A 22,157-nucleotide genomic window follows, 5' to 3' on the forward strand; every position below is an offset into this window, starting at 1 on the left:
GTCTACCGACCGGACTTCGGTCGATTCGAGTTGGTGCGCCCGAGCGGTACTCGCCAGAGCAGGCGTGCACCGCTCGGATCGTGGTTGACGATCGTGCACGTACCGCCGCAATGTTCGGCACGGCGCTCGAGATTGTGAAGTCCACTCTTGTGGAAGTCGGAGGGGAGTCCGACGCCGTCGTCTTCGATCGTGATCGCAAATTCGACGTCCGCGGTGACTGCGATGGTGATGTGGTGTGCGTGTGCATGCCGAAGGACGTTGCTCAGCCCCTCACGCAGCACAGCTTCGGCGTGCTGGTGGATCCCGGGATTCACCAGAGTGTCGATGGCGCCGGAGAATTGGACGCTGGGGGTCACGGCGGACTGTGCGGTGGCGTCGCCGATGACATCGAGGAGGCGTCGGCGCAGGCTCGACGAATCGGTGGCTGTGGGAGTCTGCAGATCGAAGATGGTTGTCCGAATCTCGCGGACTGTCTTGTCGAGTTGTTCGAGGGATCGTTTGACAATCGCGCGCGCCGACTCCGGGAGGGTCTCGTCCGGAAGCGTGCTCTGCAGGCTCATTCCGCTCGCGAACAGTCGCTGGATGACGTTGTCGTGCAGGTCTCGTGCGATGCGGTCGCGGTCGGCGAGAACCGACAACAGGCGTTGCGCCTTTTGTTTCTCGTCGAACTCGATTGCAACGGAGCCGAGTTCGGCCATCGACTCGATTCGGGTCAGTTCGTCGTGATCCCAGTGCGTGTTGGTCGAGTTCGACGCCACGATGACCGCGCCGACTACACCGGAGGCGACGCACATCGGTGCCACGACCGCACTTCCGGCCGACGGCACCAGTTCGGTGAGTGCACCTAAAGTGGTGAGTACCTGTAGCTTTCGAGTGCTCCGCACCACGTCGAACGGATAGGTCGTCGCTGGAATTCTGACTCCACGTGACGTGGTTCTGGCGCTGGCTGCAGCGTGAACCTGTGCGTACCCGTTCTCGCAGATCACCACGATCACGTCGTCGACGCCGGTCAGGTCCCGAACGCGACTGGCAAGAAGTTGCAGGCCGTCCTCGAGCGAGTCACCGGCCAGCAACCGCGAGCGAATGGCAGATGTTGCGGTGAGCCATCTTTCACGAGTTCGTGACTGCTCGAACAGTCGAGCATTTTCCACAGCGATGCCGGCTGCGATGGCGAGGGCCTCGAGAATGACCTCGTCTTCTTGGGTGAACTCGGCTTTTCCGCGCTTCTCAGTCAGGTAGATGCTTCCGAACACCTTTCCTCGCATCATGATCGGCGCCCCGAGGAAGCTCTCCATCGGTGGATGATTCGCGGGGAATCCCACCGATTCGGGATGGTCGCCGAGATGCGCCACACGCAAAGTCTGCGGGTGATTCATCAGAACACCCAGAACGCCATGACCTTCGGGGAAATGCCCCATGGTCGCGCGTTGGGACCCGGAGATTCCCTCGTACACGAATTCCGAGAGCCCGCCCCCCGGCGCCGCAACCCCCAGGGCGCCGTAGCGGCAATCCAGAACCGTTGTCGCAGAGGTGATGATCCGTTGGAGTGTCAGGTCGAGATCCAGACCTGAACCGACCACCAGGACCGCCTCGAGCAGACGGTGGAGTGTCGGTATGTCTGCATTGGAATCGCCCAGGCGATCGAGCAACTCGCCGAACGTGCGTGCCGGACTGTGACCCGATGCTTCGACCATGGTCGAAGCATATCGCCTCGCGGGACGTCAGCCCTCCTGACGGCGACCTTCCCACCACGACGACCAGTGATGCTTGATTTCGTCGAACTCGTCATCGCTCAGGTCGTAGGTGGTCAGCAGGATGGACATGCCTCCGTCTGGGCGCTGCGGAGTCACCGACTGGGTCGCGACAGAGAGTAGACCAGGGCCGAGATCTTCGACTGTCAACCCGAATTGGTGATCGGTGACGTAGTCGACGACGCCTTCGAAATAGTCGCCGGGAGTGATTGTCGCCGCGTATCGACTTCCCGCTTCCAATTCGATTTCGGTGAGCCCGAGGACGGTTGCCGCATTCTCGCCAGGGAGCAGCAGGCCGTCGAGATAGATGGTTCTTCGCTCAGCGAGTCCGTGGCGCTCCACTGCGAATCTGAGCAACTGGAGGAACGTCGTCCATCCCTCGGTGATGTCGTCGTACCAGTCGTCGTCGGCAGATTTGGCCGGCCGATCGATGCGGACGACCGTCTTGCCGTCTTGTTCGAGAAGTGAGAAGCGGTCACCGTTTCCGAGTTTCAGCGTCAGTGCCTCGGGATCGGCCTCAGCGGTGGAGTAGATCTGGGCGATTTCGTCGTCGAGACCGTCGTACTCCCAGCCGAACCAACGACGAATCAGCGACGGGTCGCGCAGGGCGGGCCACAAAACGGACGGGGCTGCGACGATGGACACTTCGATCACGGTTTCGCTCACCCGGAAGACGGTACCGACTTCAACCCTTCATAGCGACGGTGAGCAGAAATGCAACGTCTTCGAGCGCTTCGACGCTGTGGCGGTCGGCCGGCACGGTGAGGAAATCACCGGTGGATCCTTTCCACTGGTCGCTCCCACACACAAGATTCAGCTTCCCGCTCAGGACCAACAGTGTGGCTTCGCCCGGACTGTCGTGTTCGGCGAGGCTCTTGCCGGCGCTCAGGGCGATCACCGTCTGTCGCAGGCTGCGCTGGTGGCCGCCGTAGACGGTTTGTGAACTGCGACCGCTGGTCGCCGAGCCCGCCAGTTTCAACTGTTGACGAGCGAGAGCGGTCAGTGACTTCTTGTCCATCGAAGACCTCTCGGAAGCGGTGAATGTCGTTCTTGGAGTATGACCGACTCACTCGCGAGGTGCCTCGTTATCGGCGGAAGTCGGTCAGCGCGTGTATTCCAGCCAGCGGAAGCGCAGCCCGCTCTTCTCCGAGGTCTGCCAGGGCTCGTCGGACTTCAGGTTCCATTCGGGGCCGATCTCGGGAGCAAAGGCATCACCGGCGATGTCGAGGTCGACCTCGGTCACCAGGAGATGCGTCGCGAATGGCAGTGCAGCCGAATAAATTTGCCCGCCTCCGACGACGAATACGTCACCGTCCGGCAACGCCAAGGCGTCGTCCAGCCTGTGGACTACCTCGGCGCCTTCGGCTTGCCATTGCGGATCGCGCGTGACGACGATGTTCCGACGCCCGCTGAACGGCCGGAACTTCAGTGGAATGGAGTCCCAGGTGCGCCGTCCCATGATCACCGGATGTCCCATGGTGACGCGTTTGAAGTAAGCCATGTCCTCGGACACGCGCCACGGGATCGTGTTGTCGACGCCGATGACGCCGTCGTGGGCCTGCGCCCAGATGAGGGTGACTGTGCGATCGGTCATCGTCAGACCGCTACCGGTGCTTTGATCGCGGGGTGGTGCTGATAATCGACGATCTCGACGTCCTCGAAGGTGTAGTCGAAAATGGAGTCGCGKTTGTTCAGCTTCAGGGTCGGCAACGGAAGGGGCTCGCGACCGAGCTGCTCGGTGACCTGGTCGACGTGGTTGTCGTAGATGTGGCAGTCACCGCCGGTCCAGACGAACTCGCCGACGTCGAGTCCGGCCTGCTGGGCCATCATGTGGGTGAGCAGCGCGTAGCTGGCGATGTTGAACGGAACGCCGAGGAACATGTCGGCGCTGCGCTGGTACAGCTGGCAGGAGAGCTTGCCGTCGGCGACGTAGAACTGGAAGAACGCGTGGCATGGAGCCAGAGCCATCTGTGGAATGTCGGCGACGTTCCACGCCGAGACGATGATTCGCCGCGAATCGGGGTTGGAGCGCAGGGTCTCGACGGTCTGCGTGATCTGGTCGATGTGCTCGCCCGAAGGGGTGGGCCAGCTACGCCACTGGACGCCGTAGACGGGGCCGAGTTCGCCGTTCTCGTCGGCCCACTCGTCCCAGATGGAGACGCCGTGCTCGTGCAGCCACGCCACATTGGAGTCGCCGCGCAGGAACCACAGGAGCTCGTTGACGATCGACTTGAGGTGGACCTTCTTGGTGGTGACGAGCGGAAAGCCGTCGGCAAGATCGAAACGCATCTGGTGACCGAAGATGCTGCGGGTGCCGGTTCCGGTTCGATCGGATTTGGCGGTACCCGTCTCCATGACGAGCCGGAGGAGGTCTTCGTAAGCAGTGGAGACAGTCACGGGAATCAGTCTAGGGCCTGCCTTGCCGTGCGCCTTTATTAACCCTCTTGGTGATCGGTATCGGTGCGGGTGATCCCGACCAGGTGACGGTTCAGGCGATCAAGGCTATGAACAGGGCCGATACGTTCTTCATCATCGGAAAGGGTGACGAGAAGCAGGCTCTGGTCGACTTGCGAACCGGCATCCTCGACGAGCATGTTCACCTCGACTACAAGGTGGTCGAGATCACGGACCCGCCGCGGGACCGAACCCCGACCGATTACGAGGGGGTTGTCGAGGACTGGCACGAGCGTCGGGCCGCGAAATTCGAAGCGGAATTCGCGGCCGAACCTGGCGTCGGAGCGATTCTCGTCTGGGGTGACCCCTCCCTCTACGACAGCACTCTGCGGATCGTCGAGCGCGTGCTCGCTCGCGGGAGAGTGACGTTCGACTACTCCGTCATCCCGGGAATCACCAGCGTGCAGTCGTTGGCTGCACAGCACCGAATCGTCCTCAACCGAATCGGCGAATCCATCCACATCACGACCGGCCGCAAACTGGCCGAGGGATTGCCCGACGGCGTGGACAACGCCGTCGTCATGCTCGACGCGCATTGCACTTTCACTCAGGTGGCCGAAGACCATGCCGAAATCTGGTGGGGGGCATACCTCGGAACCGCGGACGAGGAGTTGATTTCCGGCAACCTGCGCGACGTCGAAGATCGGATCGTCGCGCGCCGGGCGGAGCTGCGCGAGAAGCACGGTTGGATCATGGACACGTACCTCGTTCGGCGCTGACACCGACCGTGGATTTGCGGCCTCGATCCTGCGCTCTTGATCCCGAACGACGGTCTGCGCACCTATGATCTGCGCATGACATCGTTCGGACAGGACCGACTGCAGTCGATTCTGCCCGCGCCGCGTGGCCGTGAAAAATCAGCTGTGAAGTCGGCTTTCGACCTTCTCGTTCAGTGGTATCGGCGTCCTGATCAATTCGACAGTTTCAATCGATACCTCGCCACGAAGGGCCTGGAGCTAGCCGTCCGATTGCTGGTCATCGGTTCCCTGACGACGGTCATCGTTGCGATGACTCTGCTGCGCTTCAGCGACGCGGGCGTGCACAACCACGTCACCAGCGTCGTCAACGCCGTCATCATCGGAGTCACGGTCGCGGTGATCGTGCTCTTCTGCCTTCTGCCCGAAATCACGCGTCGGTGGTCGTACTTTTTTGTCGCCTACTGCGAGGTCGGCGTATTTGTCGGTGTGTTCTTGAACCACGACCCCTTCATCGGGTTGATCCAGTGCGTGCTCTTGATACTGATCGGTGGTTACATCGCGTATTTTCACAACGCGAGACTCCAGGCGATTCACATCGCCCTGTCCATCGTGGTTCTGGCAGTGGTCGGCCGAAAGGTCGCGGTCTACGCGGATCCTGCGTTGGCCACCGCACTGTGTCTGATCATCGCCACCGGGATCGTGGTCATCCCGTTCGCCTGCCAGTTCGTCCTCTCACTTCTCGGCTCCGACGCGGACAGTTCGGATGTGGATCCGTTGACCGGCCTTCTGAATCGGCGCGGGCTGCAGCGAGCTGTTGTCGAAATGGGGGCAACGGGGCATGCGTCGAGCAAGTCGTCGTATGTCGTCGCGATCGTCGATGTCGATTCGTTCAAGAGCGTCAACGACTCGCGGGGGCACGAAGAAGGCGATCTCGTACTTCGTCAGATTGCTGATCGACTGCGGTGGTGCGGCGGTGAGAAGGCGCTCTTCGCCAGATTCGGTGGGGACGAGTTCGTCTTGGTGGACACGATCGACGTCGGTGCAGCGCCCGCATTCGAGGACAATCTGCGAAGGCACCTGCGAATCGACGATCGTGATCCGGCGGTGACGACCAGCGTCGGAGTCGCGATCACCTCTGCCGAATGGTCTTCGATCATTTCCGACGAGGAGTTGACGGAACTGTTTCGAGTAGCAGACGCCTCGATGTACCGCGCGAAGGCCGCCGGCGGCGATCGAGTTGTGATGTGGGACGGCAAACAGTGAGAATTGTCTGATTGCGGGGAGTTGACTGGATTACCCTGACCCTATGGAATCTGCCGAGGGTGTGGAGCGTTCGGATGCCGTCGCGTCTCAACGAACGCTCTCCGGTCCCGCATTCCGGCTGATCTCTTCTCAACTTGTCGATTGGTATCGGCGTCCGGACCAATTCGACACCTTCAATCGCTATCTCGCAGACAAAGGGTTGACTGTCGCCTCGCGGTTTCTTGTCGTCTGCTCGTTGGTGCTGGTCACCGTGATCATGTTCTTGACTCGCTTCAGTCCACAGGGACCGACCACTCCGCACGCGCGCACCGCGAACGCAGTCATCATCGTCATGACCGTGATGATGGCTGTCGCCCTCTCGACGAGGCGCAACCTCTCCCGTTCCTGGTCATACGCCTTTGTGCTCTATTCGGAAGTGGGAATAGCGGCCGCAATGCTGTTGTATTCCAATCCACTTGCGGCACTGGCACATGCCGTGATGTTCTCGGTGATCGGTGGATACATCGCGTTCTTCCACAATGCTCGAATACAGAGCCTGCACATGTTGTGGGTATTCGTCGTAGTCATCGGCATTGTGACGCGCATTTCCGTTGTCGAGAACTATTCGGATGTTCCGGTTCTGGTCGCTTTGACAGTTCTCGTCGGCGCGGCGATCTACGTGATCCCCTTTGCCTGTCAGTTCATCTTCTCCATTCTCGGCACCGATGCGTTGAATTCGCAGTTGGACCCACTGACCGGACTTCTCAACCGGAGGGGACTGGCCGACGAGGTGCGACTGTTACTGGAGCGGTCGTACGCGAATTCGGCGCTTGTCGTTGTCGCCGCTGTCGACATCGATCGATTCAAGACCATCAACGACGAGTACGGGCACACAGTCGGGGACGCTGTGATCGAGAAGGTCGGATCGAGACTGGTCGAATGCGCCGGCCCGGCGGCCTTGATCGCACGGATCGGCGGTGACGAGTTCATCATCGTCGATTCGGGCGATCAACGCTCGGTCGATCGACTCGAACAAGAACTTCAGCGATCAACGGTCACTGCTCCCGGCCATTCCGAGGTGGCCCTGAGCGTCGGAATCGCGAAGGTCGCAGGTCCTTTCGAATCGCCGGACGATGCACTCATCGCTTATCCCACTTTGCTGCGACGTGCAGATCGCGCGATGTACGCAGCGAAGGCGCGCGGTGGACACTCGGTGGTTCTGCTGACCGAAACGGACTGAGCACACGGTGAGTGTCCGTGGTCGGCGTTAGTCTGATGCCATGCCTGAACTACCCGAGGTGGAAGCGCTGGCAGGGTTCCTTCGTCAGCACGCGGTCGGCGCAGTAGTGGGACGCGTCGATATCGCTGCATTGAGTGTGCTCAAGACCTTCGATCCGCCGATCACGGCTTTGCAAGGGCGTGACGTCACGGGCGCCGCCCGCTTCGGGAAACATCTGGCTCTGGATTGCGACGGGTTGTGGTTGGTCACGCATCTCTCCCGTGCCGGTTGGATGCGGTGGCTCGATAATCCGTCGCCAACGCCGCCGAAGCCGGGGAAGGGGCCGTTGGCGCTGCGCGTTCATTTCTTCACACCTGAAGGGTTGACGCCGGCATTCGATCTCACCGAAGCCGGCACCAAGAAACGTCTCGCCGTGTGGGTGGTGAACGATCCGCAGGAGGTTCCGGGCATCGCCCGGTTGGGGCCGGACGCGATGGCTGTGACAGAAGCTGAGTTCGCAGAGATTCTGGGCGGGACGTCGGCGCGGATCAAGAACTCGATAGTCGATCAGTCGCTGATCGCCGGCATCGGGAACGCCTACTCGGACGAGATCCTCCATACCGCGAAACTATCGCCCTTCGCGACCTCGTCGAGGCTGACGCCGGAGCAGATTTCGACGCTGTATGCCGTGATGCGGTCCACGCTGGCCGACGCGATCGAGCGTTCGGAAGGTCAGGACGCGGCGCGGCTCAAAGGTGAGAAACGCTCGGGGATGCGAGTACATGCTCGCACCGGACTTCCCTGTCCCGTGTGCGGTGACGTCGTACGCGAGGTGTCGTTCGCGGAGCGTTCTTTTCAATACTGTGCGACGTGCCAGACAGGCGGTAAGCCGTTGGCGGACAGGCGAATGTCGAAACTGCTCAAGTAGCGAACTGCGCCGCGAGTAGTTCGACGAATTCGCGGGCGAGCGCCGACGAATGGGTGGGTTCGGTAATTGCGTGGACGATCCGATGCGGGGCATCGGTGATCGGAATACAGACCAGTTCGGGATGTAGGGCGCTCATGGACTGGGGGAGCAAACCGACACCCAGGCCGTTGGCGGTCAGTGAACAGATCAGGTCCACCGAGTTGGCTTCGAGCGTTTTTCCGCGTGGGACCTGTGATTCGGCGAAGGCTTGGTCGGTTTGGACACGGGCCTCGCTGCCGGAGGCGAAGTCCACGAGAGTGTGATCCCGTAGGTCTTCGAGTCTGATCGACGAGGCCTGGGCAAAGGGATGGTCGGGAGCAACAAACGCTGCGGTGGGTTCACTCCACAACGGTGCGGCGGCAAAGCTCTTGGGTAAGCGGCCTGCGGCCAATCCGACGATGCCGACGTCGATTGCGCCGGACCGGACTCCTTCGATAACTACTTCACTGCCGTACGGTCGCGCGGTGATGTTGATTGCAGGGTGGCGGCGTGTGAGATCTGCCAGCGCACGGCCGACGTCGACGCGCCCCGCCGAGGTGATGGTGCCGACCGTCAGCCGCACTTGCTCGTTGCTCCGTGCCGAGACATCACTGACCAGTCTCGACACGGCGCCGAGCACCTCACGGGAGCGGGCGACAAAAACCTCCCCGGCAGCAGTCAGGCCGACGTTTCGACTGTTGCGGTTGAACAATTCGACTCCCAGTTCCTTTTCGAGGTCTCTGATCTGGGCACTCAACGCGGACTGTGAAACGTGCAACCGCGCGGCAGCACGGCTGAAGTGTCTGTCTTCCGCGACTGCCAGGGCGTAGCGGATGTGACGTAGTTCCATTGCACCAATCTATCGCTTCTGGAGATAGATCATGCATATCTATCTATTGGACGCACGTCGGTGTGGGCGGTCATGCTTGACGACATGATTTCAAGCGACGCGCGTCCGAGGCTCGGACTACCGATAGTGCTGCTGATGGCTGCAGCGACGGGTCTGTGCGCGGGCGGTAACTACTTCAATCAGCCACTTCTCGATTCCATTTCGGATCACTTGAACGTCTCGGCCTCCGCAGCGGCCGCGACGGTGACCATTGCACAGGTCGCGTATGCACTCGGATTGATACTTCTGGTTCCGGTAGGCGACATGGTCGACCGACGCAAGCTGACGGTAGGGCTCATGCTGCTGGCGGCGACGGGTCAAGCGGTCAGCGGATTTGCGCCCAACTTTGCCACGCTTGCCGTGGGAATCGCAGTGGCAGGGGTCTTTTCGGTTGCTGCCCAGGTGCTGATTCCGTTTGCCGCCTCACTGGCCGAACCTGAGAGGTCCGGTCAGGTGGTCGGAACGATCATGAGCGGACTGCTGATCGGAATCCTGTTGGCGCGCAGTGTTGCCGGCGTGCTCTCCGGACTGGGAGGTTGGTCGACGGTCTACAAGGTTGCGGCAGTTCTGATGGTGGTGATGGCCGTGGCACTGTGGCGATCTCTGCCTTCCGATTCCGCCGATCGACCGAAGGCAAGCTACGGGGCGACGCTCGCGTCGGTAGGGAAGTTGGCTGCGACCTTGCCGCGCCTGAGAACTCGATCGGCCATGGGCGGGCTGGCTTTTGCTGCCGTCAGCACAGTCTTCACGACAATGGCCTTTCTTCTCTCCGGCGAATTCGGCTACAGCGATACTCAAATCGGCCTGGTCGGACTACTCGGCGTGGCGGGAGCGTTGATGGCGACCGTGGCGGGCAGACTGGCCGATCGGGGACTGGGTCAGGTGGCGACGGGCGGAGCTATCGCGATTCTGTTGGTGTCGTGGCTTCCCTTTGCCTCCGGTGCCACGCATATAGTGTGGTTTCTTGTTGCCATCGTTCTTGCCGACCTCGCGCTGCAGGGAGTGCACGTCAGCAACCAGAACGTGATCTACGCCCTTGTCCCCGAAGCGCGTTCGCGTGTGAACTCGGTGTACATGACCACCTACTTCGTGGGTGCCGCCGTGGGCTCGGCTGTGGGGTCGATGGTGTGGAAGTCGTACGGCTGGAACGGAGTATGCATCGCCGGGTTGGTCTTCTCCGTTGCAACGGCGTTGGTGTGGATGCACGATCGCCGGCTGGAAAAGGCTGAACTGCGAATCCCGGAATCCCTTGTCTCGGTGGGATAGGCACCCGTACCTTCTCGGATCCCCGCACCTGTCAGATTTCGGCGCCTGTCAGATTTCGGTACCGTCCACCAAGATCTTGCCGACGCGTTCGGGATAGAACGACACGTGGTTGTCGATCCCGGACGCTTCGGCGGTGGTGAACGGATAGAACCACGCCAGATCCGCGATCGGTGCGAGTTCGGTTGTGCCGGTGAAGGACAGATACGACGCAGTGCCCTTGTACGGGCAGGCCGTGGTGGTCGGGGACGGCACAAAGTACTCGCTGCGAACGTCGATTCTCGGAATGTAGTACCGCGTGGGCAGTCCGGTTTCGAACAGCAGTCTGGGTCGTGTCGTCTCGGCGACCAGTACGTCGCCGACAAAAACCTGGACGTGTCGGGACGAGGGGAGTGCGTCGATACGTACGTATGGATCGCGGGCGTGGACAAAGACCTGTTGATCCTCCTCGTACCAGGCGTCCATGCGATCCCAGTAGAACGCGACGTACTCACTCAGGTCCAGGGAACCGTCGAACTGTTCAGGGTAGGACCAGACGGCGTCCTCGGCCCGGCGATCCCCGATCTCGATCGTCCAATAGGTGGCGTCACCTTTCCATGGGCAATGGGTGGTCGTCGACGTCGGGACGAGGAATTCGGTGCGAACGTCCGCGCGAGGGATGTAGTACATCGGCAGGCGGCCGCGTTCGAAAAGGTACACCGAACGAGTGGTGTCCGCGACGGCGTGACCAGCGAAGAATGCTCGAATGCGGCGGGGGTTCGGCTCCAGTGCGATCCGCCCGTTGGATGCTGTGATCTGTGTGTCTTCTGCGTGAGTCAGTGCTGTGGACATTCGCGAATGCTCCTGAGATCGGCAGGGTGGTCCTTCCCATCCTGCGCCCGGCAGCAGCTATTTGACAGGTTGGAGTCGAAATACGCGGATCTGGCGCCCGAATGCTCGATCGGCATAGGTTTCGTACGGTGGCCACGTGGTGGTCGCGAGCTTCCACAGCTTCTTACGCGTGGCGCCCTCCGCCAGACTCGCACCTACCGGTATTTCGACGCCCTTCACTGTCACGATTGCGGTGGGATTTGCCATCAAATTGAGTGTCCACGCTGGATGCGTATCCTGCCCCCAGTTGGATCCGACGACGACAAACGCATCGCCGTCGGGTGCGTACAGAAGTGGCGTAGTGCGAGAACGGCCGGTCTTGCGGCCAGTGGTGGTGAGCAGTAGCTGGGTCACGGTGTTCTCGCCGACGAGTGAGAGCTTGCCGCCCGACGCTCTCTGCACTGCTCGATCGAGCGGAACCAGATCCTTGCCGAGATCCGAGAACCATTGTGTATGGCCGACATTGCGCATCAATGACCGGTAGATATTGCGCATAGGACCCCTCGGTTTCTCGGCACTGTTTCGAGGCTGGTGCACCTCGACTCGAAAGAGTCTGCCACGTCAGGTCACAGATACCTGAGTCCCAAGGTCCCGAAAGGAATGAAGCGGTCAGCCGAATTCGGTTTTGGTGGAGCGGAATTGGGGCATACCTCCGAAACCGTTCGTGTGCGCGCGTTGGATGGCCATTGGAAGGTCAAGCCTCCGTGGTCAAGCCGCCGAGGTCAAGACTCCGAGGTCAAGACTCCGAGGTCAAGCCTCCGTGGTCAAGACATCGGGCTCTAGCCACTCGACGCCGAGCAGTTCGGACAGCGACCGCAGACCGGATCGATCACCACCTTTCAGACCTGTAACCGAATTGAGATTGCGCAACATGACCGTGGCGACGTCCTCTTCCTTGGTGCCCACGCCGAAGGGTATGACCCATGGACACGTCTGGTAGTCGCGGTGTGACCGACCGAATGTCTGTTCTGCCGCAATCCCTGAGTATCGCGGTTGATGAAAGATTCCCGTCCGTGGCAACGAGGACGCGTGAGTGCCGTCGGGGAGTGCTTCGTTGGCGTGGAGCGAGATCGAGGTCGTGACATTGAAGACGATGACCGGTGCATCCCCGCGTTGAAACCGCAGACGTTGACCCTCCTTGTCCGGCACCGCGCCGAACAGCTTTGCGACCGAGATCCCGGAGTCTTCGATCATCTCGACCAATGGATCGCCTGCCGTGGAGACGAATTCGACGGCCACCAACACCTGTTTGCCTGCCTTGACCTGCGCCTGCGCCCACTGGGCCGTCGATTCGGCGCGGATCATGCCCGCCTTCTGTCGATAGCGCAGAACAAGCGCACGGCCCCGCGCGATGTTGCGGCTCTTGCGGGCCAATCCCATTTCGTAGGCGTACTCGGCCCACTCGGTCTCGTACTCGGCGCGCTGGGCATGGGTGAGGTCGATCGGCATACCGTCGAGCGGAACGGGTCCCCACGGAGTCGGTCGATGAATCATCAAGGGCGGTTTGCTGTTCGACATCCATCCACGCACGGTCTCGAGCGCCTGGGATTGCAGGGTCGCTGATTCCTTCGCCTCTGCGCTCCACGTCCACTTCCCGTAGGACTTGTCCAGCGGAAGGCCGGACTCGACAAGCCTGGCACCCAGGTCGGACCAGTACTCCGAAGGTTCTGAATGCAGCTGCGCAAAAAGCGGCGCCAGGTAACGCTGATCTGCCGGCGTATGTCCCGGTGTTGCTGTCACGGACAGGACGAACGGCGCTTGCTCGTGTGAATTGGAAAAGCGCGCAACCTTCTCGAAGGCAGCTGTGCGCTGTGTGTCGTTGCTGTACAGCTGGGCCTCGTCCGCGATCACCACACCGAAGGTGTACTTGGGACGGCCGTTTCGCGCGATCAGCTTCTTCAATTGGTCAGGCGACATGATCAGCCAGCGGAATCCGCCGTCGCCCACCGATGCGATGGAATAGCGCCAATGCGGAATGGTGATCTGTGCGGGTCGATCGACGAGGACGAGGATGTTGGTTTCGCCGCGTTCCTCGGCAATCGTCTTGGCCGACATCACTGCGATCAGCGTCTTACCCAGGCCGGCATTGTCTGCCAACAGAAATCCGCGTTTGCCGGCCCGAGCAGCGTCGACGACGGCCGCAGCCCCCGAAACCTGCTCGGGCCGAGGAATTTTGGGTGCAGCAACCGGGCGTTCGCCGGTGCTGTCATTGATGTCGTCCTCGACCCACTGCTGATATGAGAAGGGGAGTGCCTTGAACGGAGCGAGTTCTACAGGCAACTCCGTGCCGACCCACGCGTAGCTCTTCCATTTCTTGACGAACTGCGCACCAGGCGCCGGCGTCCGAAAGGGTACGTCGAGAAGCCAGACTCGTTCGCCCGGAGCAGCTGTCGGAACGTCGGGCATCACAGCGCGTGATCGTTTCTTTGCGACAGTCTTCTTTGCGGCGGTCTTTTTGGTTGCACTCTTCTTGGGAGCAGCCTTCTTCGGTGCAGCCTTCTTTGCGGCAGCCTTGCGTGCCGTGGTTGCTTTGCGTGGTGGCATCAGGCGGTTTCTGCTGTGAGGAATTCACGCAGCGTGAGCGCAGGCCGGCCGACAAGGTCCTCCACGGTGCTCGTGATCATCGCCAATTCACCCTGCGCGATTGCGGTGTACGTCGACACCCAAGCATCGAGCTCCCAATCGGGTGCGTTGTACGACGCCCGCGACTCGTAGGCTTCCTCGAGCGTTTCCTCGACGTACGTGGTCCGCTTGCCGGTGACCTCGGTGATGATGCTCGCGGCCTCGGAGAGCGTCAGTGCCTCGCGTCCGGTCAGGTTGTACGTCTGTCCGACATGAGAATCCAGATCCTGCAGAACCGACACAGCGACGGCAGCAATGTCGGACCGCGCTACCGCGCCGACAAGACCGTCACCTGCGGGGCCGCGGATCACACCGTCTTCACCGGCGAGAGCGGGTAGGAAATCGAGGTAGAAGCTGTCGCGCAGGAAGGTGAATGCGAGTCCGGAAGCGCGGATATGTTCCTCGGTGACCCAGTGATCGCGAGCGAGCGTGAACGTCGCGTCCGGAGCGGCACCGAGGAAAGACGTGTAGACGATGTGCCTGACCCCGGCCTCCGCTGCGGCGTCGATGAAGGTGCGGTGCTGATCCAGACGATCTGCGCTTTCGGCCGCCGAGACCATGAAGAGGGTGTCGATTCCGGCCAGAGCCGCGAGAGCGCTCTCCTGATCCCCGTACGTGGTCTCGGCCGAATCGGCACCGGGGAGCTGCGGTAATCGGTTGACCGAACGCGCGATCAGCCGCTGCGGGACACCGGCGTCGGCCAACGACCGGGCCACCAGTCCGCCGATATGACCGGTAGCGCCGGTGACGGCGATCCTCGCTGACCGTGAATCTACGGACATGGTGCCCCTCCTTCGGTCGGTGTGCATCCCATCTTGCCGGAACCCACTCCCACGTCAGGTCACGACGCGACGATTACACCGCGAGCCACCGACAGAGCGTCGGACAAAGCTGTTCTGGTGTTGTCGTCGAGGGGCAGCAGGGGCCGGCGGGGAAGGCCGGCGTCGACGCCGAGAAATTCCATCCCGGCTTTGACCGTCGACGGCAGTCCGCGACTGACGAGGACCTTCAGTAGTGGCTCGATTTGTTCGAACACAGCGGCGGCACCCGACCGATCACCGGATTCGAGTAGACGCCAGAAGTGCACCACCTGTTCGGGGGCCAGACACGGGGCTGCCGTGCACCATCCGCTTGCACCGGCAGAGAAAGATTGCAGTGCAAGAGGATTGCTGCCGTTGAAGAAGGGAATCGTGCCACCGCTCAGTTCGTTGATGCGGTTCATGCGGGTGATGTCGCCGGTGGATTCCTTGATCATCGTGATGCCGTCGACGGTGGAGACGAGGTCGACGAGAAACTCCGGCGACATGTCGATCCCTGTGGTCGCGGGATTGTTGTAGATCATCGTGGGAATGTCGACGGAATCGGCGACCGCACTGACGTGTTCACGAATCTCCTGCTCACCCAGATGCCAGTACGACGTGGGGAGGATCATCATCGCGTCGGCGCCGGCGTCTGCCGCGATCGATGCTCGGCGGAGTGCTCCCGCCGTCGTCAGATCCGACACTCCGACGACGGTGGGGACTCGTCGGTCGACGTAGTCGACAGTTTCCCGGGCGACCGACTCCCATTCGGCGTCGTCGAGATAGGCGCTCTCGCCGGTGCTGCCGAGTGGGGCTATCGCGTCGACACCACTGCTGATCATGCTGTCGAGGAGCGTGTGTAGCGGCTTGGGATCGAATGCTTCGGTGTCCCGGTCGAACGGGGTGATGGGGTAGGCGACGATTCCCTTGATTGTGCTGCTCATGGGGTTCTCTGTTCTGTTGGTGGGAAACGAAATTCAGTTGGTCAGTGCGTCGGGATGATTGCGGAGAGCCCGACGGGCGTAGTACGCGAAGTTCGCCTCGCTGCGCCGAGGGGTCAGTGTCCAATCGTGAGCCTCCTTCGCCAGGCGAGGCGGTAGCGGCTTGATGTCGCCGGCAGCCATTGCCAGCAACTGCAGCCGCGCGGCCCGCTCGATCAGATGCCCGAGGGAGCATGCTTCTTCGACTGTGTTGCCGACGACGAGTTGGCCGTGGTGGGCGAGCAGAATTGCCCGCTTGTCGCCGAGCGCAGCCGAAATGATCTCGCCCTCTTCGTTTCCCACGGGAACTCCGGGCCAGTCGGCGAGAAATGCGCAGTCGTCGTAGAGGGGCGCGATGTCCATTTGGGAGACGACGAGGGGAATCTCGAGCATCGACAACGCCGTCGCGTGCAGTGGGTGTGTGTGGACGATGCAGTTGACGTCGGGTCGGGCGCGGTAGATCCAACTGTGGAACCTGTTGGCGGGGTTCGGCATGCCCTCCCCGTCGAGGACTTCGAGGTCCTCGTTGACGAGCAGGAGGTTGTCCTCGGTGATCTCGTCGAACCCGAGGCCGAGTCGCTGGGTGACAAACGTGCCAGGCTGCTCACCGCGGGCGGAGATCTGGCCGGCGAGACCGGAATCGTGGCCGGCGTCCGACAGTGCGCGGCAGGTCAGTGCGATCTTCTGTCGAAGTGTCCAACTGCCTGTGGTTACTTCGGTGAGCATTTTCGTCTCGGCGGTGGCCATGAGTTCTTGCTTGCTCGCATGCATCGTGTCGGTCATGGGGTGTGCCTTTCTCGGGGCCCGGAATCAATGACATTCAGTCACCTATAGGACACAAAGTGTCATATAAGACGGAAATGCGCAACCCTCAGGACGAGCGTCGGTGATCGTCGCAGGTCAATGTGTTGGTAGGGTGATGACACAAAGTCTCGTGAGGGGAATCGAATGGCAGCGTTTTTGCGAACACATCGGCGTCGCGCCGGTCTGACGCTCGAGGGCCTGGCCGAGCAGACCGGTCTGACGAAGAGCTATCTCTCGAAGGTCGAGCGGGGTATCAGTACCCCGTCGATCGCGGTGGCGCTCAAAATTGCACGGGTGCTCGATGCCGATGTGGGACAACTGTTCTCGGACAGTATGGAGGGCAATGCCATGACGATCGTGCGCGCCAAGGACCGCGTGATCGACCCGGCTTCCTCCGTGCAGTCTTCCGTCTACGATCCGATCGCGCCCTCCATGGTCGGAAAGGCCATGCAGCCGTTCGTGGTTCATCCGGCGTCGGTGATGGGTCCCAAGTTCATGGACCACACGGGAGAGGAGTTCGTGTTCGTGCACTCCGGATCCGTAGAATTCGAAATCCCCGGACAGACGATGCACCTCGACGCCGGCGACAGCCTGTATTTCGACGCGAATACGCCACACCGGATGCGATCGGTGTCGGCAGATCGTGCGGTGGTGCTGGTTGTCGTCTACGACAAGCCTTCGACTGGATCACCCAGCGGTGACTCACTGGAAGCGCACTGCGGGGTGAGCAGATGACCCTGGGGATCGACACGACACTGACGCTGCTCGCGGCCGGTCTGATCTTCCTTCTCTCCCTGTGCCTGGGAATCTGGAAGTACCGACAGATGGCCACCTCGGATAATCACCTCGCCCATCCGTATGTCGACATCGCCCACCGCGCAGCCCTGATGTACTCGTTTGCGACGCTGCTGATCGCGGTGTTCGTCGAACTCAGTGCGTGGCCGACGTGGATCAACCTGACCAGTGCCGCAGTGGTCGTGTTCTTCTTTCTCGCAGCGATTTTCAGCTACATCGCTCACGGTGCGATGAAGGACACCGACAATCAGTTCGAGTCCGCCGGTCCGCCCCTGCACCTCGGAATGTTCCTGCTGATTCTCGGTGAGGTGGGCGGATTCGCGGTCCTGCTCGCAGGTTTCGTGAAAGGCCAGTTCTTCTGACCGGGCTTCAGCGTCGGTGCTCGTAGCCGATCCAGGCGCGTCGACGCTCACCCATCGGGTCGTTCTCCACTCTGGACGTCTCGTCGAAGATCATCGTTTGCCGCTCCGGGACGGAGTAGGCGGGCCAATCCTGGTCCGGCACTCCGTGTCGGGCGAAATGGATCCAGTGGCGCTGCACGGTGGAGGTCACCGCGGCCAGTCCGCGACGTCCACCGACCGCGGTCAAGGCCGCGGTGAGTGCATCCGAACGGCCGAAGACCGCAAGCAATTCGGTGGCATGGGTAGCGCCCATGCCGATGAGTCTGAGCAGGCGAGGCGCAAAATCGTAGCGGTAACTGTAGGTAGGAGCTACCGGGCAATGGCCCTGTGCGCACAGTATTGCCGGTTCCCAGAAGGTGATGTCGCCGCCGAGATCGGCGGCAGCGAAACGATGCGGATACGTGGGATACGCCGCGAGCGCACGTGCTTTCACTTCAGGGGTGGTGTGGGAGAACATCTTCTCGATCCGAACCGGGTTGGTAGGCAAGATGTCGAGAACGCGCGGAAAGATCCGCCCCTCATGGAGATTCGAACCGACGAGCAGCGGAACGGGGTGGGCCCGTCCGGCGGCGAACACGTCGAGCGGGTGTTCGGGAAGAATGTCGTCACCCACTACAGGGGCGAATGCCCGTGTTCCGGGTTCTTCGTCCGCGCCGCGTCGCGCAAGTTCTTCGCCGGCGTCGACCAGTTCCTTCACCGAAGCGGAGCGCAGCCACGAGGCAGGATCGGYTTCCGGTGCGTCTGCGATCTCGAGGAACTCGCGCGCCCATCGCTGCGCTCGATCCTTTCCGTATGCCGAAGCAGCCGGCGGACTTTGAGCAATGGCCCGAGCGAACAACCCTCGGGCCGCGGGCGTTGCCATCAGAGTGGTGACAGCGTTGGCGCCGGACGATTCACCGAAGACGGTGACGGCGTTCGGGTCGCCACCGAAGGAGGCGATGTTGCGCTGGACCCACGTCAGCGCGGCGATCTGATCGCGCAATCCGAGGTTCGTGTCGAATGATTGTTCAGCAGTGGAATACTCACTGAAATCGAGGTAGCCCAACGCGCCGAGACGATATTGGATCGAGACGTAGACGATGTCGCCACGTTCGACCAGGCTCGTTCCGCGGTACATGGGCGTCGACGGATTCCCGCCGTTGTACGCGCCGCCGTGAATGAAGACCATGACCGGTCGCAACGAATCCGACGGTACCTGCGGGGCCACGACATTGACGAAGAGTGAGTTCTCGTCGAAGTTGCTCTTGCGCTGCGGAGACGGAGAGCCGAATGCTTCCGCCGGGCGGACACCATTCCAAGCCTCGACCGGCTGTGGTGTGCGAAATCTCGAGCGGCCGGTCGGGGCCGCTGCGTAGGGGATTGCTCGCCAGGTGCGCAGTCCTCGATCGAGGCGCCCGCGTACGACCCCGGAATCGAGAGTGATCTCGAGGGGGCTCGTCACGGTAGGGAGATGTCGGTGCCGTGGCTACGGTAACCGCTGTATCCCGACCAGGCCAAGCGTTGTTCACGTCTGGGATCGTTCTCGACGCGGACGATCTCGTCGAAGATCATGGTCCTACGCTCCTGCGCGTCGTAACGCGGCCACGACCCACGCGGCGAGCCGTGCTTGGCGAAGTGAAGCCAGTGTCCCTGAACAGATTCGGTGACTGCGCGCAGTCCGCGCCGACCGCCGGGAAGGGTGAGGCCGCGCCCGACAAGGGTGTCGCCGATACCGAAGACCGCGAACATCTCGAAACCGTGAGTGGCGTCGAGGCCGAGCCAACGCATCATCGTCGGCGCGAAGTCGAATCGGTAGGCGTACGTCGGCGCCGATTGTGCGTGAGCCTGCATCAACTCCACTGAAGGGTGCCAGAACGTGACGTCTCCACCGACGTCGATCGCGGACTGCTCGTCGGGATAGCCGGGATAGGTTGCGAGGATGCGCTTTCCGGCCTCGGGATCGGTGAGAGCGAACATGGTGTCGATGCGCGACGGGTTGGTCGGGAGTGCGTCGAGCACCTTCGGGAAGAGCGTTCCCTCCCGTCTGTTGGTGCCGATGATCATCGGAACCTGGTGTGCCGATCCTTCATTGAATGCGTCCAAGGGGGAGCGCGGCAGGAAGTCGCCGTCGACGACCGGACCGAAGGGATGTAGTCCAGGCGTGTTCGCCAGTACCTCGGCACCGAGTCTGCTGCCTGCTCGGCCCAATTCGACGGCAGTCGCCGAGGTCAAAGCCTTCGCGGGCGGTAGACCGGAATTGAGGATCTCGACGAAACGCGCGCCCCAGGCGTGCGATCGCTGCGTGCTCGAGACCAGATCAGGAGCCGAACTCTCGGCGATCGCACCAGCGAACAGTCCCTTGGCAGCCGGAGTAGCCATCAAGGTGGTGACGGCAGTGGCTCCGGCGGATTCACCGAAGATCGTGACTTTTTCAGGATCCCCACCGAAGGCAGCGATATTGCGCTGCACCCATTGCAGGGCCGCGACCTGATCGCGCAGTCCGAGGTTGGAATCGAATGCCCGCTCGGCCGTGGAGAAGGGTGTGAAATCGAGGTACCCCAGAGCACCGAGGCGGTAGTTGATCGAGACGTAGACGATGTCGCCGCGTTCGACGAGGGACACACCGGAGTACAAGCCGGTAGCCGAGGTCCCGATGGTGTTTGCCCCACCGTGGATGAAGACCATGACCGGAAGCGGGGTGTTACCGGCGTTCGCTGGAGCGAGCACGTTGAGTGTCAGACAGTCCTCGCTGCTCGGCTGGTACTTCCCGGGCGAAAGCAGCAGCCCCTTCTTGTGCTGGACCGAGGCGTCGCCGAACCTGGTCGCGTCTCGTTCTCCGGTCCATGGTGTGACCGGCTGTGGCCGCGTCAGACGCAGTGTTCCGACCGGCGGCCGGGCGTAGGGAATTCCGCGCCAGGCACGAAGTTTTCCCACCCGGCGGCCGCGTAGGGTGCCGTCGGCCGTGGTCACAAGTATGTCGGACGCCATGTCGCGACTATACGTACTTCGGGATCGCGTCAGCGGCGAGCCTCCAGCAATCGAAGCCAGACCTCACTGACCGTCGGATACGAGGGCACCGCATGCCAGAGAGTTTCGAGTGGGACGGCGCCGACGACCGCGATTGTCGCCGCGTGCACCAGTTCGGATACTTCGGGCCCGGCAAAAGTAGCGCCGAGGATCACGTCGGTGGCCTTGTCGATGACCAACTTCGCGCGCCCGGAGTAGTCGTCGCGCAGCAGCGAGGATCCTGCGACGGCCAGTTCGATCTCCACGACTTCGATGTCGTAGCCGTCGTCGCGAGCTTTCTTCTCGGTGCGTCCCACCCAGGCGATCTCGGGTGAGGTGAACACCACCTGGGGGACCTGTCCGTTGTCCGCCGACGCCGTGTACCGAGGTCCCCTGAGTCCGCGGCTCTCGGCCCGCGCGGCGATGACGTCTCCGCAGACTCTCGCCTGATACTTGCCCATGTGGGTGAGGGGAGAGCGACCGTTGATGTCGCCGACGGCGTAGAGCCACTCACCTTGGGCACAGAGGTGATCGTCAGTGGTGACGTACTTGCCGTCCTCGAGGCCGATGACGGACAAGCCGAGATCGGCCGATGTCGGCCCGCGGCCCGCCGCGACGATGACCTCGTCGACCTCGATCACACCGGAAGAGGTCTCGATGCTGACGGGTCCACCGTGGATGTGGCCTTCACCGGTGTCCTTGGCGTCGGGTCGCGACACCGAGTTGACGGCGGTGCTCAGTCGAACGTCCACACCGCGGGCGCCGAGTGCTTCGGCAACCATCGTTCCGGCAAACGGTTCTGCCGATTTCAACAGAGCATCGCCTCTCACGAGCAGTGTCACGTGAGCGCCGAACGACGACAACCACGTTGCGCACTCCGTTGCGACGACTCCGCCGCCGATGACCGCCACCCGCGACGGAACCTCGTGGAGATTGGTCGCATCGCGCGACGTCCACGGGAGTGCTTCACGCAACCCCGGCGTCTTCGGGACAGTGGCAGTTGTGCCCGTGGCGAGTACAACGGCTTGGCGGGCGCGGAGCTTACGGGTCCCGTCGACGGTCACAGCGCGCTCGCCGTCGATCACCCCGTGGCCTTTGATCACGGTGATTCCCGCGGAGGTGGCCCAGTCGACCTGGGACGAATCGTCGTGGTTGTGGGTGAACGAGTCGCGCCGTTTCAGGACGGCCTCGACGTCCAGCGGTCCGGCCGGGATCCCGGGCAAAGCGTCGGCCGCCTCGAGGACCTGCCCCGGGCGCAGTAGCGCCTTGCTGGGCATACAGGCCCAATACGAGCATTCACCGCCGACCAGTTCGTGTTCCACGATTGCGGCGGTGCGATTACTTCCGGCGATGGCGTACGCGGCGGCGTTCTCGCCGGCGGGCCCACCGCCGATCACGATGACATCGAATTCGTCGGTCATGGCTCCACGGTATGTCG

General features: G+C 62.0%; 22 protein-coding genes. 7 read left to right on the forward strand and 15 right to left on the reverse strand.

Features of this window, described 5'->3' with window-relative positions; all coding sequences use genetic code 11:
* Nucleotides 1–2: 2 nt before the first annotated feature.
* The 5 genes from AC1DWA_RS13780 to AC1DWA_RS13800 all read right to left on the reverse strand — a co-directional run bounded on the left by AC1DWA_RS13780 (nt 3) and on the right by AC1DWA_RS13800 (nt 4,148).
* Nucleotides 3–1,694: a sensor histidine kinase gene (locus tag AC1DWA_RS13780; protein ID WP_021332279.1), complete on the reverse strand. Its 1,692-nt coding sequence runs from the start codon at nt 1,692–1,694 to the stop codon at nt 3–5.
* Nucleotides 1,695–1,721: 27 nt separating this feature from the next.
* Nucleotides 1,722–2,417, reverse strand: a complete 696-nt coding sequence (locus AC1DWA_RS13785; RefSeq protein ID WP_046379004.1) for a hypothetical protein — start codon at nt 2,415–2,417, stop codon at nt 1,722–1,724.
* Nucleotides 2,418–2,436: 19 nt separating this feature from the next.
* Nucleotides 2,437–2,769: a cupin domain-containing protein gene (locus AC1DWA_RS13790; protein ID WP_003946336.1), complete on the reverse strand. Its 333-nt coding sequence runs from the start codon at nt 2,767–2,769 to the stop codon at nt 2,437–2,439.
* An 84-nt stretch (nt 2,770–2,853) separates the two neighbouring features.
* Nucleotides 2,854–3,345, reverse strand: coding sequence for a dihydrofolate reductase (locus tag AC1DWA_RS13795; protein WP_019744784.1), 492 nt, complete (start codon nt 3,343–3,345; stop codon nt 2,854–2,856).
* A gap of 2 nt (nt 3,346–3,347) precedes the next feature.
* Entirely contained in the window at nt 3,348–4,148 is an 801-nt protein-coding gene (locus AC1DWA_RS13800; protein ID WP_477916716.1) for a thymidylate synthase, read from the reverse strand.
* 47 nt (nt 4,149–4,195) lie between these two features.
* Between AC1DWA_RS13800 and cobF the strand changes: the two genes are divergently transcribed.
* The 4 genes from cobF (at nt 4,196) to AC1DWA_RS13820 (ending at nt 8,292) form a co-directional block, all read left to right on the forward strand.
* On the forward strand, nt 4,196–4,924 hold the full coding sequence (cobF, locus tag AC1DWA_RS13805; RefSeq protein ID WP_477916718.1) for a precorrin-6A synthase (deacetylating): 729 nt from the start codon (nt 4,196–4,198) through the stop codon (nt 4,922–4,924).
* A 75-nt stretch (nt 4,925–4,999) separates the two neighbouring features.
* Nucleotides 5,000–6,166, forward strand: a complete 1,167-nt coding sequence (locus AC1DWA_RS13810; RefSeq protein ID WP_257209767.1) for a GGDEF domain-containing protein — start codon at nt 5,000–5,002, stop codon at nt 6,164–6,166.
* A 43-nt stretch (nt 6,167–6,209) separates the two neighbouring features.
* Complete coding sequence (locus tag AC1DWA_RS13815; protein ID WP_046379002.1) at nt 6,210–7,385, forward strand: GGDEF domain-containing protein; 1,176 nt, start codon at nt 6,210–6,212, stop codon at nt 7,383–7,385.
* Nucleotides 7,386–7,425: 40 nt separating this feature from the next.
* Entirely contained in the window at nt 7,426–8,292 is an 867-nt protein-coding gene (locus AC1DWA_RS13820; protein WP_019744780.1) for an Fpg/Nei family DNA glycosylase, read from the forward strand.
* Here the strand turns inward: AC1DWA_RS13820 and AC1DWA_RS13825 are convergent.
* Nucleotides 8,285–9,160 (reverse strand): LysR family transcriptional regulator, encoded by an 876-nt coding sequence (locus AC1DWA_RS13825; protein WP_019744779.1) that lies wholly within the window; start codon nt 9,158–9,160, stop codon nt 8,285–8,287. The two genes, AC1DWA_RS13820 and AC1DWA_RS13825, sit on opposite strands and share 8 nt — an antisense overlap.
* 72 nt (nt 9,161–9,232) lie before the next feature.
* Here AC1DWA_RS13825 and AC1DWA_RS13830 point away from each other — a divergent pair, with 72 nt between their 5' ends.
* Complete coding sequence (locus tag AC1DWA_RS13830; RefSeq protein ID WP_041815142.1) at nt 9,233–10,465, forward strand: MFS transporter; 1,233 nt, start codon at nt 9,233–9,235, stop codon at nt 10,463–10,465.
* A gap of 48 nt (nt 10,466–10,513) precedes the next feature.
* Here the strand turns inward: AC1DWA_RS13830 and AC1DWA_RS13835 are convergent, their stop codons facing one another.
* The 6 genes from AC1DWA_RS13835 to AC1DWA_RS13860 form a co-directional block, all read right to left on the reverse strand.
* Entirely contained in the window at nt 10,514–11,293 is a 780-nt protein-coding gene (locus AC1DWA_RS13835; protein ID WP_046379000.1) for a DUF427 domain-containing protein, read from the reverse strand.
* 57 nt (nt 11,294–11,350) lie between these two features.
* A complete protein-coding gene (locus tag AC1DWA_RS13840) occupies nt 11,351–11,827 on the reverse strand; it encodes a nitroreductase/quinone reductase family protein (RefSeq protein ID WP_041815139.1) in 477 nt (158 codons plus the stop codon).
* A 255-nt stretch (nt 11,828–12,082) separates the two neighbouring features.
* Nucleotides 12,083–13,876 carry a DEAD/DEAH box helicase family protein gene (locus tag AC1DWA_RS13845; RefSeq protein WP_046378999.1) on the reverse strand — a complete coding sequence of 598 codons (1,794 nt, stop codon included), beginning with the start codon at nt 13,874–13,876 and terminating at the stop codon, nt 12,083–12,085.
* A complete protein-coding gene (locus tag AC1DWA_RS13850; RefSeq protein ID WP_046378998.1) occupies nt 13,876–14,736 on the reverse strand; it encodes an SDR family oxidoreductase in 861 nt (286 codons plus the stop codon). The genes AC1DWA_RS13845 and AC1DWA_RS13850 overlap by 1 nt, the downstream gene beginning before the upstream one ends.
* A 59-nt stretch (nt 14,737–14,795) precedes the next feature.
* A complete protein-coding gene (locus AC1DWA_RS13855) occupies nt 14,796–15,698 on the reverse strand; it encodes a dihydrodipicolinate synthase family protein (protein WP_046378997.1) in 903 nt (300 codons plus the stop codon).
* 33 nt (nt 15,699–15,731) lie between these two features.
* A complete protein-coding gene (locus AC1DWA_RS13860) occupies nt 15,732–16,517 on the reverse strand; it encodes an aldolase (RefSeq protein WP_019744772.1) in 786 nt (261 codons plus the stop codon).
* A gap of 165 nt (nt 16,518–16,682) precedes the next feature.
* Here AC1DWA_RS13860 and AC1DWA_RS13865 point away from each other — a divergent pair, with 165 nt between their 5' ends.
* Together AC1DWA_RS13865 and AC1DWA_RS13870 are read left to right on the forward strand one after the other, a co-directional pair.
* Entirely contained in the window at nt 16,683–17,273 is a 591-nt protein-coding gene (locus tag AC1DWA_RS13865) for a helix-turn-helix domain-containing protein (protein WP_019744771.1), read from the forward strand.
* A complete protein-coding gene (locus tag AC1DWA_RS13870) occupies nt 17,270–17,695 on the forward strand; it encodes a hypothetical protein (RefSeq protein ID WP_003946354.1) in 426 nt (141 codons plus the stop codon). The genes AC1DWA_RS13865 and AC1DWA_RS13870 overlap by 4 nt, the downstream gene beginning before the upstream one ends.
* A 7-nt stretch (nt 17,696–17,702) precedes the next feature.
* Here AC1DWA_RS13870 and AC1DWA_RS13875 read toward each other — a convergent pair whose 3' ends face one another.
* Genes AC1DWA_RS13875 through AC1DWA_RS13885 form a run of 3 tightly spaced genes read right to left on the reverse strand, consistent with a single transcriptional unit; the run spans nt 17,703 to nt 22,140 of the window.
* Entirely contained in the window at nt 17,703–19,175 is a 1,473-nt protein-coding gene (locus AC1DWA_RS13875; protein WP_477916720.1) for a carboxylesterase/lipase family protein, read from the reverse strand.
* On the reverse strand, nt 19,172–20,701 hold the full coding sequence (locus tag AC1DWA_RS13880) for a carboxylesterase/lipase family protein (protein ID WP_021332290.1): 1,530 nt from the start codon (nt 20,699–20,701) through the stop codon (nt 19,172–19,174). The genes AC1DWA_RS13875 and AC1DWA_RS13880 overlap by 4 nt, the downstream gene beginning before the upstream one ends.
* A gap of 29 nt (nt 20,702–20,730) precedes the next feature.
* Nucleotides 20,731–22,140, reverse strand: coding sequence for a dihydrolipoyl dehydrogenase family protein (locus tag AC1DWA_RS13885; RefSeq protein ID WP_046380000.1), 1,410 nt, complete (start codon nt 22,138–22,140; stop codon nt 20,731–20,733).
* Nucleotides 22,141–22,157: the final 17 nt, after the last annotated feature.

It is taken from the genome of Rhodococcus sp. P4_F3_2 (genome assembly GCF_056401335.1).